The sequence below is a fragment of the Klebsiella sp. M041 genome (assembly GCF_059759695.1).
In genome coordinates this window covers 135,387-152,594 of the sequence record NZ_JCAXWU010000005.1, presented here as the reverse complement: position 1 = coordinate 152,594, position 17,208 = coordinate 135,387, and the positions used below count along the sequence as shown (strand labels likewise).

The following is a 17,208-nucleotide window of genomic DNA, read 5'->3' as shown; positions in this document are numbered from 1 at the left end:
TTCAACTGGAAAATATAAGGTTGCTTATTAATCAAGGAAAAACTATGGCACACACAATAAAAACGCTGGCGATCTCGATCGGCGCAGCATTAGCGTTAACGTCATTGGCTGCCCACGCGGAGATCACCCTGCTAAAACAGGATCCGCAGGCGGGGGATCCGTTAAGCCGGCTTAACTTTACCGTCGGCGGAAGTATCCGCCCGCAGTTCAATATGATGACCGGCGACGGGGATAAAGGCTCCTATAAGCGCAACGGTTTTGACGGCGGCACCCGCTTTCGTTTCGCCGCGGACTACTATCTGTTCGATGATATTAGCTGGATCAGCTACTACGAGCTGGGGGTGAATATTCCGGCGCTGTTCGACTGGGATAATCACTACGCGGAAGGGGCGAACAATACCACCCGCCGCATGCTGTATACCGGCCTGAAAAGCGATACCTGGGGGACGTTAACCTACGGTCAGCAAAACAGTATTTACTATGATGTGGTCGGGGTGAAAACCGATATCTGGGACTACGATATGATTGCCCAGGCGCCGGGCAACGGTATTAACGGCGATTATGATGGTTCTTATCGTTCACGTAATATGCTGAAATATAAGAAAACCGTTGGCGATGTCGATCTTTACGGCTCCTATCTGTTCGAAGACAGCGAATACCTGCCGGGTAATGGTCTGCGCTATAAACGTAAAGGCGGCGGTTCTATTGGCGCGGACTACCACATCATGAGGGATCTGACCTGGGGGACCGCGTGGAACTACACCCGCGCCGAAATGCGCGACCCGTCAAGTTCCGACAGCAAAACCTATGACCAGAACATCGTCGGTACCGCGCTGAGCTGGACCCCGGATAACTGGACTTTCTCCTTCGGCGGCGGCTGGTATCAGAACTTCCTCACTACCAAAAAAACCGATGTCCATAATTACTTCGCCGGCGACGCCTGGGGGATTGAATATTTTGCGGGCTATAAATTCCCGATCAATCAATATGCCGTTAAATCTATTCAGCCGTACTTTATGGGCGACCGCCTGGAATATGTGAACGGCCGTAACTACCAGCGTATTGATAACGGTCTGGGGATCAGCTTCCAGCTGGATTATGGTTTCCGCGTTGACTACGAGCACGTGTTTACCTCCAGCACCGACAACCTGGGCGATATGAACCTGGTGCGTCTGCGCTACGACTTCTAAGCGGTAACCATTCCCCGGTGACGCAGCGCTTACCGGGGCTACAGGTTCACCGCCGTCTGCGGACCCGTAGCCCGGCTAAGGCGTTTACGCCGCAAGCCGGGACAAGAGAGGGTGTGATTACTCCGCCAGCCAGGCAGCGACCTCCTGCCAGTTGCCGCGAAAAATAATCTTCCCGGCTTTTTTCCCCAACTGATAGCGATACATCGGGTCGTAGTATTCTTCCAGCAGCGGCACCAGCCAGGCGAAGTGCGCCTCGGTGCTGGTGGTGCGCTGCTGCTGCGCCAGCGCCTCATCGAGGCGTTCAGTGAGCTGAGCAAAACGCTGCAGTCCCAGGCGACGGCGGATGGCGAACAGGCCGTGATGCAGATACTCGCCATATGCCTGCCAGCCTTTCTCTTCGCCATAGGCGGCGATAAAGTCGCGATACATGCGATCGAAATACTCCTCGCGCAGCCGTTCGAGGCGAACGTCAAACGGATCTTCCACCACCGCCAGCGGCGATTGCGCCATGCGGATGCGCAGGCACTCCGGCAGATGGTTGGCGCCGATCATGTGGCCTTCATCTTCCAGCACCCAGCGCGTCTGCTGTTCGGCTTTTTTGAGCAGGCTAACCGCCAGATGGTTTTCAAAGGTGGCCTGCGGATGCTGCGGCTGTAGCGTGCGGCCAAACGAAGAGCCGCGGTGGTGGGCATGGCCTTCCAGATCGATACCGTCCGGGCGCGAGCAAACCAGCTGGGTTTTGCCGTTGCCGGTGCAGCCGCCAATCAGCACGATCGGTCGCTGTACCAGCGCGTCGGTGGCCTGGATCGCCGCCTGGCGCAGCGCTTTATAGCCGCCGACGATCAGGGGGTAATCCACACCAGCTTCTTTCAGCCACTGCTGGACGATATGCGAGCGCTGGCCGCCGCGAGCGCAGCACAGGAAACCGTGCGGGTAACGGGCGCACGCTTCCAGCCAGCCCTGGATCCGGCTGGCGCGCAGGTCGCCCTGGACCAGCTTATGGCCGAGCGCCAGCGCCGCTTCCGGCCCCTGGCGCTTGTAGCAGGTGCCGACCGCGGCGCGTTCTTCATCATTCATCAGCGGCAGGTTGATCGCCGCCGGCATCGCGCTTTGGCTAAACTCCACCGGGGCGCGCACGTCAATCAGTGGCGTATCGCTGGCGAGAATGGCGCGATAATCCGTCCCATTGGTCATGGGGTATCCTCTGAAGTCAAAACAGAAATGGGCTTTACAGCAAGGGGGGGATTGTACGCGCCTCAAGGTGTGCCGGGGAAGGGGATAGATCAAATCCCCGGCACGAAGGGCTTAGCTGAGCTGCGCCTGCGCCCAGACGATACCGCTGGCGTATTCCGCTGGCAGCAGCGGCTTCAACGCTTCCAGCGTCGCGCTCAGACGGTCTGTATCGCTGTCGGTCAGGTTCAGGTGGCCGACTTTACGACCCTGGCGCACCTCTTTATCGTACCAGTGCAGGTGGACCAGCGGCAGCTTCAGCCAGTCGTAATTGAGATCGGTGCCGATCAGGTTGATCATCACCGACGGGCTGTTAACCACCGGCGGCGGCAGAGGAAGGTCGGTCATCGCTCGCAGATGCAGCTCAAACTGGCTGATGGAGGCGCCATTTTGCGTCCAGTGGCCGCTGTTGTGTACGCGCGGCGCCAGCTCGTTGATCAGCAGCCCCTCGGCGGTGACGAAGCACTCCATCGCCATCACGCCGACGTAGTTCAGCTCGTTCATGATCGCCGTCAGCATGCTTTCCGCTTGCGCCTGCTGGCGGGCATTGGCCTGCGGGAAGGCGACGCTGGCGCGCAGAATACCGTCCTGATGCAGGTTGCGGGTCAGCGGGTAGAAGACGGTGCTGCCGTCCTGGGCGCGGGCGCCTACCAGCGACACTTCCCCGGAGAAGTTAATCCCCTGCTCGACGATGCACTCGCCGTAGTTATCGTCCGGTAGCTGATCGATCTCGTTTTCCCGCAGACGCCACTGGCCACGGCCGTCGTAGCCGCCGACGCGACGCTTAACGATCGCCAGTTCGCCAAGGCGGGCAAACACCGCCGGCCACTCGCTTTTATCCGCCAGCAGCTGCCACGGGGCAGTGGCGAGGCCCAGCTTATCGAACAGCTGCTTTTGCGTCAGGCGATCGGCGATAATCGGGAAGACGTCGCGGTTGACGAACGCCGGGTGGCGGGCCAGCTCGCGGGTGAGGGCGGTTTCCGGCCAGCGTTCAATTTCTGCGGTGATGACGCTCTGCTGGAACGGCACCGCTTCCGGATCGGCTTCCAGCCCCACCGGCCAGACGGCGATACCCAGCGGCTCGCCGGCCTGGCGCAGCATACGGCCTAACTGGCCGTTACCGAGCACGCATACCTGTTTCATGCCGCACCCCGCGGGTCCGGGTTATCCAGCACTTCATCGGTTTGCGCCTGACGCCAGGCGCTCAGGCGCTGGTGGAGTTCAGCATCATGCTGGGCGAGGATCTGCGCGGCGAGCAGACCGGCGTTTGCAGCCCCGGCTTTGCCGATGGCCAGGGTACCGACCGGAATACCGCGCGGCATCTGCACAATGGAGTAGAGGCTGTCGACACCGCTTAAGGCCGCGCTCTGAACCGGTACGCCGAGCACCGGCACCAGGGTTTTCGCCGCAATCATGCCCGGCAGATGCGCCGCGCCGCCTGCCCCTGCAATAATCACCTGATAACCGTGGCTTTCGGCGCTTTCAGCGAAGCTAAACAGCTTATCGGGCGTGCGATGGGCGGAGACCACTTCGACATGGTACGGAACGTTCAGGGCATCAAGGATTTCTGCGGTAAACTGCATGGTAGCCCAGTCGCTTTTGGACCCCATCACGATGGCGATACGCGCCGAATTATTGCGGGAAGACATGCGTCTTAAAACTCCTGTGGGTGTGTTTCACACTGCTTTAGAGGCCACAGAGAATAGCATGAACTGCCGGCAAGGAAAACGGTTGCGTGCGCATGGTTAGCCGTCTTTTGTCTCGCTTATCGAGGACGGCGATCGCGGCTTATCGACACTTCTCTCATTCATGATACAGGTGATAAGCAGCACGAGCCCCCAGGGGAGCATCAGGGTGCCCATCATCAGTAAAAAGATCTGTACTGACCGGCTCTCGTGAGGGCGGGTGCAGAGCAAATAAATGGCATAGAAATAAATAGCCCACGCCAGCATCGCACACCAGACAAACGTCAGCGTGTTGCCGAGAGCGACGCCGATTAAGGCGATATAGCTTATCCCTAACGGATTGAGGAGCGCGATGATCATTCCCCAGATCAGCGGCTGGCTCCACTTTTTCCTGTTCATGCTCGTTCCTTGAGAGTGATGTCGAGGAAGACTAGCATGCGGAATGCCGGGAGGCGCATACCTCCGCCCGGGCAAAAGGCGGTTTCGGAATTATGCTCGCGCAGGAATTAGAACGGGAAGTGGATCAGTTCGACGTCGTCCGGTGTCACCTTGACCATCGATCCTTCGCTGTGCCAGGCGCCAAGCACCACGCGCCATGCGGGCTGGCCGTTGGCCATCAGGTCATGGACCGCCGGGCGATGGGTATGGCCGTGGATCAGCCACTGCACGTGATGCCGCTCCATCGCGTCAACCACCGCCTGCGGATTCACATCCATAATTTCCATTGATTTGCTGCTGTTGGCGGCTTTGCTGTCGGCGCGCATGCGGGCGGCGATACGGCGGCGGATAAACAGCGGCAGGGCGAGGAACAGGCGCTGGATCCACGGGGTGTGGACTTTCGCGCGAAACGCCAGATAGCCCGGGTCATCGGTGCACAGCGTGTCGCCATGCATAATCAAGACTTCACGGCCATAGAGGTCCAGTCGCTCTTCTTCGGCGAGCAGGATCATCCCGCTCTGGCGGGCGAAGCGCTGGCCGACGAGAAAATCGCGGTTGCCGTGAATGAAGTAGCAGGGCACGCCGGCGTCGACGACGGCTTTGATTGCCGTAGCGATTTGCTGATGCAACGGGTTCGGATCGTCATCGCCGATCCATGCCTCGAACAGATCGCCAAGGATATACAGGGCGTCCGCCTGACGGGCTTCCCCCTGTAAAAAACGCAGAAAACCGGCGGTGATCGCCGGTTCTTCTGTTTGCAGGTGCAAATCTGCAATAAAAAGTGTCGCCACGAATTACTCGCTGACGGTGACGCTTTTGATGATCACATCGTCTTTCGGCACATCCTGGTGCATGCCGCTGCGGCCGGTGGCAACCGCTTTGATTTTATCAACCACGTCCATGCCTTCAACCACTTCCGCGAAGACGCAGTAGCCCCAGCCCTGCAGGCTTTCGCCGGAGAAGTTCAGGAAGTCGTTGTCAACCACGTTGATGAAGAACTGCGCGGTTGCAGAGTGCGGCGCCTGAGTACGGGCCATCGCCAGCGTGCCGCGGGTGTTTTTCAGACCGTTGTTCGCTTCGTTCTGAATCGGAGATTTGGTCGCTTTTTGTTTCATGCCAGGTTCAAAACCGCCGCCCTGAATCATGAAACCGTTGATAACACGGTGGAAAATGGTGTTGTCGTAGAAACCTTCGCGGCAGTAGTCCAGGAAGTTTTTAACTGTTTCCGGCGCTTTGTCGTCAAACGTTTTGATTACGATATCGCCATGATTGGTGTGGAAAGTAACCATTTTTGCATCCTGTTCCGATGAGTGTGGTGCCAGCACCCGGTGTCGGGTGAGATATAGGGGGGTGTTATAGCATAACCGCGGGGGTCGATGCACCTTGCAATGTGTGCTGCGTCCTGTGTGAATTATGGGTATTATAGAGGCTTCATTACCCACACACGTCTACACGGAATCTTCGATGTTAAAAATTTTTAATACACTGACGCGCCAGAAAGAGGAATTTAAACCTATCCATGCCGGGGAAGTCGGCATGTACGTGTGTGGTATTACCGTTTACGATCTCTGTCACATCGGCCATGGGCGTACCTTCGTCTCCTTTGACGTTGTGGCGCGTTATCTGCGTTTTCTCGGCTATAAGCTGAAGTACGTGCGCAATATCACCGATATCGATGACAAAATCATTAAGCGCGCTAATGAAAACGGCGAAAGCTTTGTCGCGCTGGTCGATCGGATGATCGCCGAAATGCACAAGGATTTTGACGCCCTGAATATTTTGCGTCCCGACAGCGAGCCGCGCGCGACGCATCATATTGCGGAAATCATCGAGATTACCGAGCAGCTGATCGCCAAAGGCCATGCCTATGTGGCGGATAATGGCGACGTGATGTTCGATGTGCCGACGGACCCGAACTACGGTTTGCTGTCGCGTCAGGATCTCGATCAGCTGCAGGCGGGGGCGCGCGTCGACGTGGTTGACGTCAAGCGTAACCCGATGGACTTCGTTCTGTGGAAGATGTCGAAAGAGGGCGAGCCAAGCTGGCCGTCGCCGTGGGGCGCGGGCCGTCCGGGCTGGCATATCGAGTGCTCGGCGATGAACTGCAAACAGCTGGGCAACCATTTTGACATCCACGGCGGCGGTTCCGATCTGATGTTCCCGCATCACGAAAACGAAATCGCTCAGTCCACCTGCGCCCATGACGGCGAGTACGTTAACTACTGGATGCACTCCGGCATGGTGATGGTCGACCGCGAGAAGATGTCGAAATCGCTGGGCAACTTCTTTACCGTCCGCGACGTGCTGAAGTATTACGATGCGGAAACCATTCGCTACTTCCTGATGTCCGGCCACTATCGCAGCCAGCTGAACTACAGCGAAGAGAACCTCAAGCAGGCGCGCTCGGCGCTGGAGCGTCTGTACACCGCGCTGCGCGGGACCGACAAATCCGTCGACGCGGCGGGCGGCGAAGCCTTCGAAGCACGCTTTATCGAGGCGATGGACGATGACTTCAACACCCCGGAAGCCTACTCGGTGCTGTTCGATATGGCGCGCGAAGTAAACCGCCTGAAAACCGAGGACGCGGCCGCGGCGAACGCCATGGCGGCCCACCTGCGTAAGCTTGCGTCGGTGCTGGGGCTGCTGGAGCAGGAGCCGGACGCCTTCCTGCAGAGCGGCGCGCAGGCTGACGACGCGGAAGTGGCGGAAATTGAATCGCTTATCCAGCAGCGTCTGGACGCGCGTAAAGCGAAAGACTGGGCGGCGGCGGATGCGGCGCGCGATCGTCTTAACGAGATGGGGATCGTGCTGGAAGATGGCCCGCAGGGCACCACCTGGCGCCGGAAGTAAGTCATAAAAAAACGCCCGCTTAAGCGGGAGTTTTCCTTTTCGCGGTCAGGCCGTGACGGTTACGCTCTGGCCTTCAAAGCTCACCGTCTGACCGGCGACGATTTTGCAGCGTTTGCGGGTTTCCACCGCGCCGTCGACTTTTACCAGCCCGTCGGCGATGGCGATCTTCGCCTGGGCGCCGCTTTCGCTCCAGCCTTCCAGCTTCAGCAGATCGCACAGCTCAACGTGCGGGTGTTTTCCTAAGGAAAATGTCGCCATCTCAGGCCTCCTCAACGTCGTGGTACTCTTCGCACGCCTGCAGCGTGTTCTGAATCAGGGTGGCGACGGTCATCGGGCCAACGCCGCCGGGCACTGGGGTGATGTAGGATGCGCGTTCAGCGGCATCTTCATACACCACGTCGCCGACCACTTTGCCGCTTTCCAGACGGTTAATGCCGACATCGACCACAATCGCCCCTTCTTTGATCCATTCGCCAGGAATAAAGCCCGGTTTACCCACCGCGACGATCAGCAGGTCGGCGTTTTCGACATGATGGCGCAGGTTTTTGGTAAAGCGGTGGGTGACGGTGGTGGTGCAGCCGGCCAGCAGCAGCTCCATGCTCATCGGGCGGCCGACGATATTGGACGCGCCAATGACCACCGCATTCAGGCCGTAGGTGTCGATATTGTAGCGCTCCAGCAGCGTCACGATACCGCGCGGGGTGCACGGACGCAGGCGCGGCGCCCGCTGGCACAGGCGGCCAACGTTGTAAGGATGGAAGCCGTCGACGTCTTTATCCGGCGCGATGCGCTCGAGAACTTTGACGTTATCGATCCCTGCCGGCAGGGGCAGCTGAACCAGAATACCGTCGATGGTCTTATCGGCATTCAGGGTGTCGATAAGCTCCAGCAGCTCGGCTTCGCTGGTGGTTTCCGGGAGATCGTAAGAGCGGGAGACGAAGCCCACTTCTTCACATGCTTTGCGCTTGCTGCCGACATAAATCTGCGAGGCCGGGTTGCTGCCGACCAGCACGACGGCCAGCCCAGGGGCGCGTTTTCCGGCCGCAACGCGAGCCTTCACTTTTTCCGCAACCTCAGAGCGTACCTGCTGCGCAATCGTTTTACCGTCAATAATTTTTGCTGCCATCAGAGAGAGGATTCCATCTGTATCTTTACGAAAGGGGGATGAGGATATTTTGTCAGAAGCCGGCCTCGCTGTCAGTCCTCGTTTGCTGTTTTATCCTGTCTGGGGCAAATTTAGCCGGTTTTTGACCCTTTTCATTGCATGGTTATTGGTGTATTGCGCCTGGCCACTCAGTCGATTTACTGGCGTAAGAGCCCCGGTGGTATGCTTCTTGTACAGTTGGCGGAGGATATTTCGCCAGCGTCGTATAAGCCCCGCAGTTTCCTGGCAAAATGGATTGACTCAACCGACGTGGACCGTATAATTCCAGGCGTTTCACTCCGCGAAGCACTCGCTTCTCAGGGCGCCCTTAGCTCAGCTGGATAGAGCAACGGCCTTCTAAGCCGTAGGTCACAGGTTCGAATCCTGTAGGGCGTGCCATTTTGAATCAAAACGTTATACCAATCTTCATCCAGACTATTTTCCTCTCTGTGTCATCTTTGTGTCGCTGGCGGCAAAAAAGGCGTCATTGTCTTGGAGCTAGCGTCTCACACGTTAGTATCCTGGATAGCGATTTTCCGTAATCTGGTCACCTTATTGATTAATTTCATTTTCTGAAAAATATTTCCTCTGCATTAAAATGTGTGCAGGCAAATAATAAACAGGCTAACACTCTTCATAACTTTAATTTATGCTACCGGGGCTAGGTATCGCATTTTAAGCTGGCGCGAATGACAGTTGCTAAAGATCAATATTCAATGCTTTTTGAAAGCATACCCTCGATGTTCATCTTCGACCTGGAAAGATCCAAATGAACATCAAATTCGTCACCATCTCCGTATTCGCTGTTGTGTTTGTCTTTGCATCAGATATTTCTATCGCCAAATCGAATGCCTTAAGCGATGATCAGGTCAGGCAAAGAATTATTGATGACTCTGTCGCATCCTACCCCGGCACCTGTGCCTGTCCCTTCAATACCGCGCGGAACGGCAGCTCGTGCGGTGGCCGCAGTGCCTGGAGCAAAGCGGGTGGGTATTCACCCATTTGCTACAAGAAAGAGGTAACAAAGGAGATGGTGAAGGCGTGGCGACAAGAGAATCAATGATAATAATTAATATCTGCGCCAGGTGATTATTTCCACTGGAATAGTCGTTTAAATAATATTAAATGATTATTTCGAATACGGCAGGCCATTTTCAGTGAGCACTGTTCTGTTAGAGGGGGGAGAGGCCACGGCGTATATTCTTTAACCTTGTGATATTTGACCCGAGCTAATCTATTTCCCCTCTCTGACAGTTTAAGTGCCCCGTATCCTGTTACGCAGAGCACGGGGTTACTTACACATAAGACACTTCCTCTTCTCACGACAAAACCGGTTTGGCGTGTTGTGTATGGAGACAGTCCCCATCACCGCAATCTGATAACAAAAAGTTTAATTTTTTTCCCCGCCGCGCTGACTATAGTTAGGGCACTTTCACTTGCCCAAAAGGTCACGATTATGAAATTAGTTATCGCCTCCGTAATTTCCCTGCTCAGCTTCAGCGCGCTGGCGGCGCCAGAGGGCACGCTCAGCGTACACATTCTTAATCAGCAAACCGGGCTCCCTTCGCCGGGAGTGCAGATTGAGCTGGATAAGCAGCAAGGGGAGAGCTGGCAGCATATCGCCACCGGCAAAACGGATGCCGATGGGCGGATTAAATCGCTCTATCCGCAGGCGGAAAATATGGAGCCGGGGGTGTATAAAGTGACGTTTAAAACCGGTGACTATTTTAAAAGCCAAAACATGAATACGTTCTTCCCGGTGGTTCCGGTTATTTTCAATGTCACAAAGCAAAATCAAAAACTGCATATCCCGCTGCTGCTCAGTCAGTACGGATACTCTACCTACCGCGGCAGCTGATAACTCAAGCCGTTATCCAGCCAACGCCTGCGCGTCTCCCGCAGGCGTCACCCTTCCCCTGCACAACGACGCCCACGCCTAACGCTTGGTCTCTTTCTCTTTAAAATGGTTAACGGCTTCGTCGTACATCGCCAGCAGGCCGGAAATATCGCCTTCATATTGCGGCACGCGCTGGGCGCGAACGAGCTCAATTATCAGCGCATAGGCTGCTTCTTCCGGGGCCGCATGTGGGTTGATCAGTCCAGACATATCACCTCCTTAACAGTGGGCCTTTAGCCTACCCCTCGCCGGGAAACCGCAACAGCCTGATATGCAACCAGTACCTCTTGTATGACTCTGCTGAAACTTCAGAGGCGAAGACCACGGCGGAAATCCATTGAATGAGGCGTTATCCAGGCCACTGGCGTGGCGGTTAGCGCTGCGTCTACACCGGCAGCAGGCTCATCATCAGCCAGGCGATAGCGATGCAGATGAGGGTCATCGACAGCACAAAATTCATGGTAGCTCCTCTTCATCCTTTCTTTACTCAGCGTAAATTTTGACAGCGCTGATCGCCTTTATCCTTGGCGATTTGTGCCGCTATCCAGCGGTGGGGTGGGGAAAGACGGCCTGTTTCCCCGGGAAGGCCAGCAAAATATCCTCTTTGTCAGCGTTATAGTGATGACATCAATGAATAAGCTGCATCACATTGGTTATGTTGGTCTTTCCGCCTGAAGAATGACTTCAGGTCGCTGATAAGCTGCTGGGGGAACTGACAGGATGAGCACCACACCGTTAACGCTTTCTATTGCCGGGCAACCGACGCCCATCACCCTGCCGCAGGTGCCGGGAAGCCGGGGCCACGTGGGGGTCGACATACGCGAGCTGAATCAGTCCGGATTCTGCAGCTACGACCCCGGCTTCGCCAACACCGCCGGATGCCAGTCGGCGATCTCGTGGATCGATACGGAAAACAGCGTGCTGCTGCACCGCGGCTATCCGGTGGACCAGCTGGCCCGCCAGTGTGATTTTCTCGAGGTGGCGTACATTATGCTGCGGGGCGACGCGCCGGATGAGGCCAGCTATCAAACGTTTCGCGAAACCATCACCCGCCATACCCTGGTGCATGAGCAGATAGCCCGCATGTGCAGCGGCTTTCGTCGCGATTCGCACCCGATGGCGCTGATGTGTGCCCTGGTGGGGGCGCTGGCGGCGTTCTATCATGATGTCCTGGATGTGGAAAATCCGGAGCACCGGGCGCTGGCCGCCACGCGGCTGCTGTCGAAAATGCCCACTATCGCCGCCATGAGCTACAAGTACACCATTGAACAACCCGCCGCGTATCCGCGCAACGATCTCTCCTATGCCGGCAATTTCCTGCAGATGCTGTTTGCTATCCCGGCCGAGAAATACGTCCTCAATCCGGTCATCGAACAGGCGATGAACCAGATCCTGGTCCTGCATGCCGATCACGGGCAGTGCGCCTCCACCACCACGGTGCGCGCGGCGGGCTCCTCCGGGGCGAACTTATTCGCCTGCGTCGCCGCCGGGCTAGCGTCGCTGTGGGGACCGATGCACGGCGGCGCCAATGAGTCGAGCATGCGGATGCTGGAAGAGATTGAAAGCGTCGATCAGGTTCCGGCGTTTCTGCGTCAGGCAAAACGCGACCCGCAGGCATTTCGCCGCCTCGGTTTTGGCAACTCACGCTACCGTCACCGCGACCCGCGCGCCGATATCCTGCGTGAAACCAGCCATCGGGTACTGGCGGAGGTAGGAATGTCCGACCGTCTGCTGCAGGTGGCGATGGCCCTTGAGGACGTGGCGCTGACCGACCCCTACTTTGTGGAAAATGGCCTGTCGCCGAGCGTGGATTTTTATACCGCGGTGATCCTCAAGGCGATGAATCTGCCTTCGTCGATGTTTGCGGTGGTCACCGCGGTCGGACGGACGGTCGGCTGGGTGGCGCACTGGAACGAGATGCACCAGGCGCCGCTGACCATCTACCGGCCACGGCAGATTTATGTTGGCGAGGACTATCGGGATTACGTCTCACGGCGCGGCGAGCCGCCGACCGGCTCGCGTTGACAGCGGGCGAGGCGAACGCCAGCGCGACCTTCGTGGTGACCTATAACTGATCGGCCTGACGGCGCGGCGCCGTCAGGCATGCGCCAGTAAAGGAAACATCAACTTCCTGTCTTTAAACAGGTTTTCCTTGTGGTCATAGACAAAGAGGATATCTTCCCCCTCAATCTTCTCGTACTCGCCGAGCCGGTCTTCATTGGGGGTAAAACCGAGGATGGCCTGGTAAACATGGTCATCGGCCAGCTCGTTGACCAGCGTCGACAGGCTTTTGCCCGTGTCGCAGAACAGGTCAAAGCAGATCAGCACCGGGCCGTTTTGCATGGCGATAACCACCGCCTCATTTTTTGCCGAATAGTAAACGAAATGCTTCATAAAGGCGGAGCAGTAAAACATCAGCAGGCCAAAGTTGTGCTCCACCCGCAGCGGTGAGAACGGGTTGGATTTTTCATAGTAATGGCGGAGCAGGGCGACATCGTCCGCGCGGTCCATATCCAGCTTGCGAAAATCACCGGCGCGCGGAGAGACCGGCATAATATATTGATGCTCTTCGCTGCGGGTGAAACCAAATTTGGGGTAAAAATCCACCGTGGTGGGATTGGCAAATAAAAAGAAGGCGTCTGCCTCCTGCTGCCAGTCCTGCAGGATGTGATGGATAAGCTGACCGGCTAATCCCTTATTACGATGGTCCGGTTCGGTCATCACGGTGCCAATCTGAATATAACGCCGGGGTTCGCCCTGCCAGCGCAGATCGATGATGTTGGCCGAGGCGTTAGCGATAATTTTATTACGTTCGACAAAGGCGTAGGGGATATAGGCGTCAGTCCAGTAACCTTGTTGATACCACTCTTCAAAAGACAGGTCGAAAGTCTTAACGGCAAGGTCAATGAAGCTTTTTCTTAATGTGTTATTTTCTCTGACTTGCTTCACTAATTGATAATTCATTGTCATAGTTCCTTCTCACTATGGCTTCTGAAAGCGACGACGTCGGCAAAGGCACTTGCGTCGAATGAGCGCTGTAAACGTAGCATATCTGGGAAAAGGATCCGCATTGGCGATGCTTAACCTTTGCCCGAGTCACAAATAACCGCATGCTGGCCATGTTAGACCGGGCGAAACGGCCTGTTTGCGTTGGCTATCGCCATAATAAAGCGTGAGTAAAAAAGCATTGAGCGAGAGGCTGAGGATAAGGCACTGGCGATTTTATCGGCAATCGGCCGCGTCGTAGAGGTTAGGTTTATTTATTTATGCACAAATCAGGAAATTTTACGCTAAGTGTCTAATACGAGAGTAACCCCAGCGCAAGGGCTGAAATTATCATGGAATCGGCTTATAATAACGCGCTTTGTGACTGAGTATTACCGCACGAATTGGAAAAATATAACCTGCAGGATCCGCTACTTTATTTCGCGGTTTTTGCTCAGCTATTATTGAGTGAATTAACAGGATTACTATGTCAAATTTACCCAAATTTTCCCGCGCGCTATTGCACCCGCGTTACTGGCTATTATGGCTGGGAATTGGCTTGTTATGGCTACTGGTGCAATTACCGTATCCGGTGATCTACCGACTGGGCACGGCGCTCGGGCGGCTGGCAATGCGGGTGATGAAAAGTCGCGCGCGGATTGCCAGACGTAATCTGGAACTCTGTTTTCCCGCGATGAGCGTCGCCGAGCGTGAGGCGCTGCTGGTGAAAAACTTTGAATCGTTGGGCATGGGGCTGATGGAGACCGGCATGGCCTGGTTCTGGCCGACGCACCGGGTGGCGCGCTGGACCGAGACCAGCGGCGTGAACGAGGTGGTCGACCTCCTCGAACAAAAGCAGGGCATCTTACTGATCGGCATTCATTTTCTCACCCTCGAGATGGGGGCGCGGATGTATGGCATGTTTACCCCGGGCATCGGCGTCTACCGGCCCAATGATAACCCGCTGATTGACTGGCTGCAGACCTGGGGACGCTTGCGCTCGAACAAGACCATGCTGGATCGAAAAAATCTGAAAGGGATGGTCAGGGCGCTAAAAGAGGGGGAGATCCTCTGGTACGCGCCGGATCATGATTACGGCCCGGCCAGCAGCGTTTTTGCGCCGCTGTTTGCCGTCGAGCAGGCGGCGACCACCACCGGCACCTGGATGCTGGCGAAAATGTCCGGGGCGACGATTGTGCCGTTTGTTCCCCGACGCAAGCCCAACGGTAGGGGATATGAATTGATCTCCCTGACGCCGGAGCGCACGCCGCCGCTGGCAAGCGCCGAGGCGACGGCGGCGTGGATGAACCAGATTATCGAACAGTGCATCCTGATGGCGCCCGAGCAATATATGTGGCTGCACCGGCGTTTTAAGACCCGCCCGGAAGGGGTACCGCCGCGTTACTAAACGCTGCGGCCAAAAAATCAGCGCATCGGTAGCACGCTTAGTAAATCGCCGTCTATACTGAAAGGGCCTGACTGAAGGCCTATTCCAAGGAGATTTTAGGATGAAAAAAGTGATAGTCGCGTTAGCCCTTTCAGCCGTTGCATTTGGCGCCTCCGCCGCGCAGTTGATCACCAAAGAAGAAGTGAAACACTTCAAACTGACCAAGGTCGGACCGATCTCGGTGGGGCCGTCCGGCGGTGAGTTCTCTTCGCCCTCCGATCTGCACGATCAGCTCTCTAAGCTGGCCGATGAGAAAGGCGGAAAGTACTACGTGATTACTGCTGCGCGTGAGCATGGCCCTAACTTTGAAGCCACAGCGGAAGTGTATAAATAATCGATTGTGCCGCTGCCGTAACGGCACGCCACTGACTGAGCCTGGAGCGCGTTACGCCTCCGGGCTTATTTTTTTTCCGCCGCCCGCGTTCCACCGGCTAAGCGACAGCGAAAACGCATTTTTATCGCTATATATAGTTTTGATGATCACGATGTTAATGAAATATTGCTTTTTATTGTCGCTAAAAGGCGAATTCCAGCCTAATGCCTGAGGGAGTGACCCCTGGCAAAAATAGGTAGGACAAATGTGTTATCATCGCGCCTTTCCCTTTTTGTCTGGGGCTTTCTTGTATGCTACAACCTGTTGTTCGCGTCGGTGAATGGCTGGTAACCCCCTCTGTAAACCAAATCAGCAGGAAGGGGCGCCAGCTTACCCTTGAACCGCGTTTAATCGACCTTCTGGTCTTTTTTGCTCGCCATCCGGGGGAAGTGCTTAGCCGGGACGAGCTTATCGAAAACGTCTGGACCCGGAACGTTGTGACCAGCCACGTCGTCACGCAGAGTATTTCCGAACTGCGCAAGTCGCTCAAAGACGGCGACGACGTTAGCCTTGAGTACATCGCGACGGTACCCAAACGGGGGTATAAGCTCACGGTGCCGGTGATCTGGTGCACCGAAGAGGGGGAGGAACTCGCCCCGCAGATGGAGGCGCTGACGCCTTCGCCATCGGTCGCCGCTCCCGCGCCGCCGGCCGCCGGTGCGCCGCCGGACGCGCCCATCTCCACCGCCGATCCCGCCGCGCCAGCTCCCGCGCCGACAGGTGCCAGCGCGCCGTCAGTGCGTAAACGGCTCACCACCGCCCTGGTGTGGGGGCTGTTTCTGCTGGCGCTGGGCACCTGCGTGGCGCTGGTGGCGCTGTCGAGCATGGAATCGCGGCCGCCGGTCAACAAGGCGCGCCTGCTACTCAACCCGCGCGATATCGATATCCACCTGGTCAATGGTAACTCCTGCACCAACTGGTCTTCGCAGCATTCCTACGCGGTCGGCCTGGCCAGCCTGATCACCACCTCGCTGAACACCTTCTCGACCTTTATGGTGCATGACAAAACAGACTACAACATCAATGAGCCGAGCAGTTCCGGTAAAACGCTGACCATTGAATTCGTCAATCAGCGCCACTACCGGGCGCAGCAATGCTTTATGTCGGTCCAGCTGGTGGATAACGCCGACAGCTCGACGATGCTCGATAAGCGCTACTTTGTGACCAATGACAACCAGCTCACCATCCAGAACGATCTGATGAACAGCCTGTCGGACGCGCTGGCGCAGCCGTGGCCGGCGCGAATGCAGGCGATGCTCAGGCAATATCAGCCCTCGCAAAGCGTGGCGTTAACCTATTTCTACCAGTCGCATCAGCTGTTAATGAAGGGCGATGTTGATTCATTAAGCAAGGCCAGCAGCCTGCTGGATGATGTGATTAAGCGGGCGCCTGATTTTATTTACGCGTATGCCGAAAAAACGCTGGTAGATGTATTACGCCATTCGCAACAGCCGCTGGATGATAAACAGCTGGCAGCCCTTTACAGCGAAGTTGAGCGGGTAGGGGAGATGCCGGGTATAAAAGATATGGCGATTTATTATCAAATAAACGCAGTGGATTTGCTGGGAAAGGGAAAAGTTGACGAAGCGAACACAGCGATTAACCATGCGATCGATTTAGAGATGTCGTGGCTGAATTATGTGCTGTTAGGCAAAGTCTATGAGATGAAAGGTGAGAACCGACTGGCAGCGGATTCTTACATTACGGCGTTTAATTTACGACCCGGTGGAGATACATTGTACTGGATTGAAAACGGAGTTTTCCAGACGTCGGTCAACCGGGTTGTTCCGTATCTCGATAATTTCCTCTCTTCAGAATAAGTAAACCCTCATCATGTGAAAGGTTTTTGGCATGGTGAGGTTAAATTTATGTTTCTCATGAAGCCTCCTGTTGTTATTTATATTTAGCATTGAGGAGGCTTTGAATAACAGTTCAGCAACACATCGCATCTCATCTAAGTTCATGTAAA

19 protein-coding genes and 1 tRNA gene are annotated in these 17,208 nt (G+C 56.0%); 10 read left to right on the top strand and 10 right to left on the bottom strand.

Annotation, left to right across the window (positions count from 1 at the left end):
• Positions 1–44: 44 nt before the first annotated feature.
• Positions 45–1,190 carry a porin gene (locus AC6CWS_RS07995; protein WP_065882802.1) on the top strand — a complete coding sequence of 382 codons (1,146 nt, stop codon included), beginning with the start codon at positions 45–47 and terminating at the stop codon, positions 1,188–1,190.
• Positions 1,191–1,307: 117 nt separating this feature from the next.
• On the opposite strand, the gene mnmH is transcribed toward AC6CWS_RS07995, so the two are convergent.
• From mnmH to ppiB, 6 genes are all read right to left on the bottom strand, one after another.
• Positions 1,308–2,384 (bottom strand): tRNA 2-selenouridine(34) synthase MnmH, encoded by a 1,077-nt coding sequence (gene mnmH / locus AC6CWS_RS07990; protein WP_065882801.1) that lies wholly within the window; start codon positions 2,382–2,384, stop codon positions 1,308–1,310.
• Positions 2,385–2,495: 111 nt separating this feature from the next.
• The gene (purK, locus tag AC6CWS_RS07985) at positions 2,496–3,563 is read right to left on the bottom strand and encodes a 5-(carboxyamino)imidazole ribonucleotide synthase (RefSeq protein ID WP_065882800.1); all 1,068 of its coding nucleotides are present in this window, start codon (positions 3,561–3,563) and stop codon (positions 2,496–2,498) included.
• Positions 3,560–4,069, bottom strand: a complete 510-nt coding sequence (gene purE, locus AC6CWS_RS07980; protein ID WP_004151322.1) for a 5-(carboxyamino)imidazole ribonucleotide mutase — start codon at positions 4,067–4,069, stop codon at positions 3,560–3,562. The genes purK and purE overlap by 4 nt, the downstream gene beginning before the upstream one ends.
• 96 nt (positions 4,070–4,165) lie before the next feature.
• The gene (locus AC6CWS_RS07975) at positions 4,166–4,504 is read right to left on the bottom strand and encodes a hypothetical protein (protein WP_065882799.1); all 339 of its coding nucleotides are present in this window, start codon (positions 4,502–4,504) and stop codon (positions 4,166–4,168) included.
• 107 nt (positions 4,505–4,611) lie between these two features.
• Positions 4,612–5,334, bottom strand: a complete 723-nt coding sequence (gene lpxH, locus AC6CWS_RS07970; protein WP_065882798.1) for a UDP-2,3-diacylglucosamine diphosphatase — start codon at positions 5,332–5,334, stop codon at positions 4,612–4,614.
• 3 nt (positions 5,335–5,337) lie between these two features.
• Positions 5,338–5,832 (bottom strand): peptidylprolyl isomerase B, encoded by a 495-nt coding sequence (gene ppiB, locus AC6CWS_RS07965; protein WP_004151319.1) that lies wholly within the window; start codon positions 5,830–5,832, stop codon positions 5,338–5,340.
• A gap of 175 nt (positions 5,833–6,007) precedes the next feature.
• Between ppiB and cysS the strand changes: the two genes are divergently transcribed.
• The gene (cysS, locus tag AC6CWS_RS07960) at positions 6,008–7,393 is read left to right on the top strand and encodes a cysteine--tRNA ligase (RefSeq protein WP_004204706.1); all 1,386 of its coding nucleotides are present in this window, start codon (positions 6,008–6,010) and stop codon (positions 7,391–7,393) included.
• Positions 7,394–7,438: 45 nt separating this feature from the next.
• On the opposite strand, the gene ybcJ is transcribed toward cysS, so the two are convergent.
• Together ybcJ and folD are read right to left on the bottom strand one after the other, a co-directional pair.
• Positions 7,439–7,651, bottom strand: a complete 213-nt coding sequence (ybcJ, locus tag AC6CWS_RS07955) for a ribosome-associated protein YbcJ (RefSeq protein WP_004143016.1) — start codon at positions 7,649–7,651, stop codon at positions 7,439–7,441.
• A gap of 1 nt (position 7,652) precedes the next feature.
• A complete protein-coding gene (gene folD / locus AC6CWS_RS07950) occupies positions 7,653–8,519 on the bottom strand; it encodes a bifunctional methylenetetrahydrofolate dehydrogenase/methenyltetrahydrofolate cyclohydrolase FolD (RefSeq protein WP_004143017.1) in 867 nt (288 codons plus the stop codon).
• A gap of 340 nt (positions 8,520–8,859) precedes the next feature.
• Between folD and AC6CWS_RS07945 the strand changes: the two genes are divergently transcribed.
• From AC6CWS_RS07945 to uraH, 3 genes are all read left to right on the top strand, one after another.
• Positions 8,860–8,936 (top strand) — tRNA-Arg (locus AC6CWS_RS07945).
• A gap of 370 nt (positions 8,937–9,306) precedes the next feature.
• Positions 9,307–9,600 carry a hypothetical protein gene (locus AC6CWS_RS07940; protein ID WP_048296911.1) on the top strand — a complete coding sequence of 98 codons (294 nt, stop codon included), beginning with the start codon at positions 9,307–9,309 and terminating at the stop codon, positions 9,598–9,600.
• Between the two features lie 393 nt (positions 9,601–9,993).
• Complete coding sequence (uraH, locus tag AC6CWS_RS07935) at positions 9,994–10,395, top strand: hydroxyisourate hydrolase (protein ID WP_008805473.1); 402 nt, start codon at positions 9,994–9,996, stop codon at positions 10,393–10,395.
• 78 nt (positions 10,396–10,473) lie between these two features.
• On the opposite strand, the gene AC6CWS_RS07930 is transcribed toward uraH, so the two are convergent.
• Positions 10,474–10,644 (bottom strand): hypothetical protein, encoded by a 171-nt coding sequence (locus AC6CWS_RS07930; protein WP_023288674.1) that lies wholly within the window; start codon positions 10,642–10,644, stop codon positions 10,474–10,476.
• A gap of 324 nt (positions 10,645–10,968) precedes the next feature.
• On the opposite strand from AC6CWS_RS07930, the gene AC6CWS_RS07925 reads away from it, so the two are divergent.
• Both AC6CWS_RS07925 and AC6CWS_RS07920 read left to right on the top strand, forming a co-directional pair.
• The gene (locus AC6CWS_RS07925; protein WP_032428644.1) at positions 10,969–11,109 is read left to right on the top strand and encodes a hypothetical protein; all 141 of its coding nucleotides are present in this window, start codon (positions 10,969–10,971) and stop codon (positions 11,107–11,109) included.
• Positions 11,110–11,154: 45 nt separating this feature from the next.
• Positions 11,155–12,459: a citrate synthase gene (locus tag AC6CWS_RS07920; RefSeq protein WP_065882797.1), complete on the top strand. Its 1,305-nt coding sequence runs from the start codon at positions 11,155–11,157 to the stop codon at positions 12,457–12,459.
• Positions 12,460–12,531: 72 nt separating this feature from the next.
• Here AC6CWS_RS07920 and AC6CWS_RS07915 read toward each other — a convergent pair whose 3' ends face one another.
• Positions 12,532–13,398, bottom strand: coding sequence for a GNAT family N-acetyltransferase (locus AC6CWS_RS07915; RefSeq protein ID WP_023288676.1), 867 nt, complete (start codon positions 13,396–13,398; stop codon positions 12,532–12,534).
• 508 nt (positions 13,399–13,906) lie between these two features.
• Between AC6CWS_RS07915 and AC6CWS_RS07910 the strand changes: the two genes are divergently transcribed.
• The 3 genes from AC6CWS_RS07910 (at position 13,907) to cadC (ending at position 17,059) form a co-directional block, all read left to right on the top strand.
• Positions 13,907–14,827, top strand: coding sequence for a Kdo(2)-lipid IV(A) acyltransferase (locus AC6CWS_RS07910; protein ID WP_065882796.1), 921 nt, complete (start codon positions 13,907–13,909; stop codon positions 14,825–14,827).
• Positions 14,828–14,927: 100 nt separating this feature from the next.
• On the top strand, positions 14,928–15,200 hold the full coding sequence (locus AC6CWS_RS07905) for a YdgH/BhsA/McbA family protein (protein ID WP_002892402.1): 273 nt from the start codon (positions 14,928–14,930) through the stop codon (positions 15,198–15,200).
• 290 nt (positions 15,201–15,490) lie between these two features.
• Positions 15,491–17,059: a lysine decarboxylation/transport transcriptional activator CadC gene (gene cadC / locus AC6CWS_RS07900; protein ID WP_044521381.1), complete on the top strand. Its 1,569-nt coding sequence runs from the start codon at positions 15,491–15,493 to the stop codon at positions 17,057–17,059.
• Positions 17,060–17,208: the final 149 nt, after the last annotated feature.

Bases quoted from the DNA above. Each gene is read 5' to 3' on its own strand.
- mnmH (WP_065882801.1), bottom strand. From the start codon at position 2,384: ATGACCAATGGGACGGATTATCGCGCCATTCTCGCCAGCGATACGCCA.
- AC6CWS_RS07915 (WP_023288676.1), bottom strand. From the start codon at position 13,398: ATGAATTATCAATTAGTGAAGCAAGTCAGAGAAAATAACACATTAAGA.
- AC6CWS_RS07975 (WP_065882799.1), bottom strand. From the start codon at position 4,504: ATGAACAGGAAAAAGTGGAGCCAGCCGCTGATCTGGGGAATGATCATC.
- AC6CWS_RS07910 (WP_065882796.1), top strand. From the start codon at position 13,907: ATGTCAAATTTACCCAAATTTTCCCGCGCGCTATTGCACCCGCGTTAC.
- ppiB (WP_004151319.1), bottom strand. From the start codon at position 5,832: ATGGTTACTTTCCACACCAATCATGGCGATATCGTAATCAAAACGTTT.
- folD (WP_004143017.1), bottom strand. From the start codon at position 8,519: ATGGCAGCAAAAATTATTGACGGTAAAACGATTGCGCAGCAGGTACGC.
- AC6CWS_RS07995 (WP_065882802.1), top strand. From the start codon at position 45: ATGGCACACACAATAAAAACGCTGGCGATCTCGATCGGCGCAGCATTA.
- AC6CWS_RS07930 (WP_023288674.1), bottom strand. From the start codon at position 10,644: ATGTCTGGACTGATCAACCCACATGCGGCCCCGGAAGAAGCAGCCTAT.
- purE (WP_004151322.1), bottom strand. From the start codon at position 4,069: ATGTCTTCCCGCAATAATTCGGCGCGTATCGCCATCGTGATGGGGTCC.
- cysS (WP_004204706.1), top strand. From the start codon at position 6,008: ATGTTAAAAATTTTTAATACACTGACGCGCCAGAAAGAGGAATTTAAA.
- purK (WP_065882800.1), bottom strand. From the start codon at position 3,563: ATGAAACAGGTATGCGTGCTCGGTAACGGCCAGTTAGGCCGTATGCTG.
- cadC (WP_044521381.1), top strand. From the start codon at position 15,491: ATGCTACAACCTGTTGTTCGCGTCGGTGAATGGCTGGTAACCCCCTCT.
- AC6CWS_RS07940 (WP_048296911.1), top strand. From the start codon at position 9,307: ATGAACATCAAATTCGTCACCATCTCCGTATTCGCTGTTGTGTTTGTC.
- AC6CWS_RS07920 (WP_065882797.1), top strand. From the start codon at position 11,155: ATGAGCACCACACCGTTAACGCTTTCTATTGCCGGGCAACCGACGCCC.
- ybcJ (WP_004143016.1), bottom strand. From the start codon at position 7,651: ATGGCGACATTTTCCTTAGGAAAACACCCGCACGTTGAGCTGTGCGAT.
- uraH (WP_008805473.1), top strand. From the start codon at position 9,994: ATGAAATTAGTTATCGCCTCCGTAATTTCCCTGCTCAGCTTCAGCGCG.
- AC6CWS_RS07905 (WP_002892402.1), top strand. From the start codon at position 14,928: ATGAAAAAAGTGATAGTCGCGTTAGCCCTTTCAGCCGTTGCATTTGGC.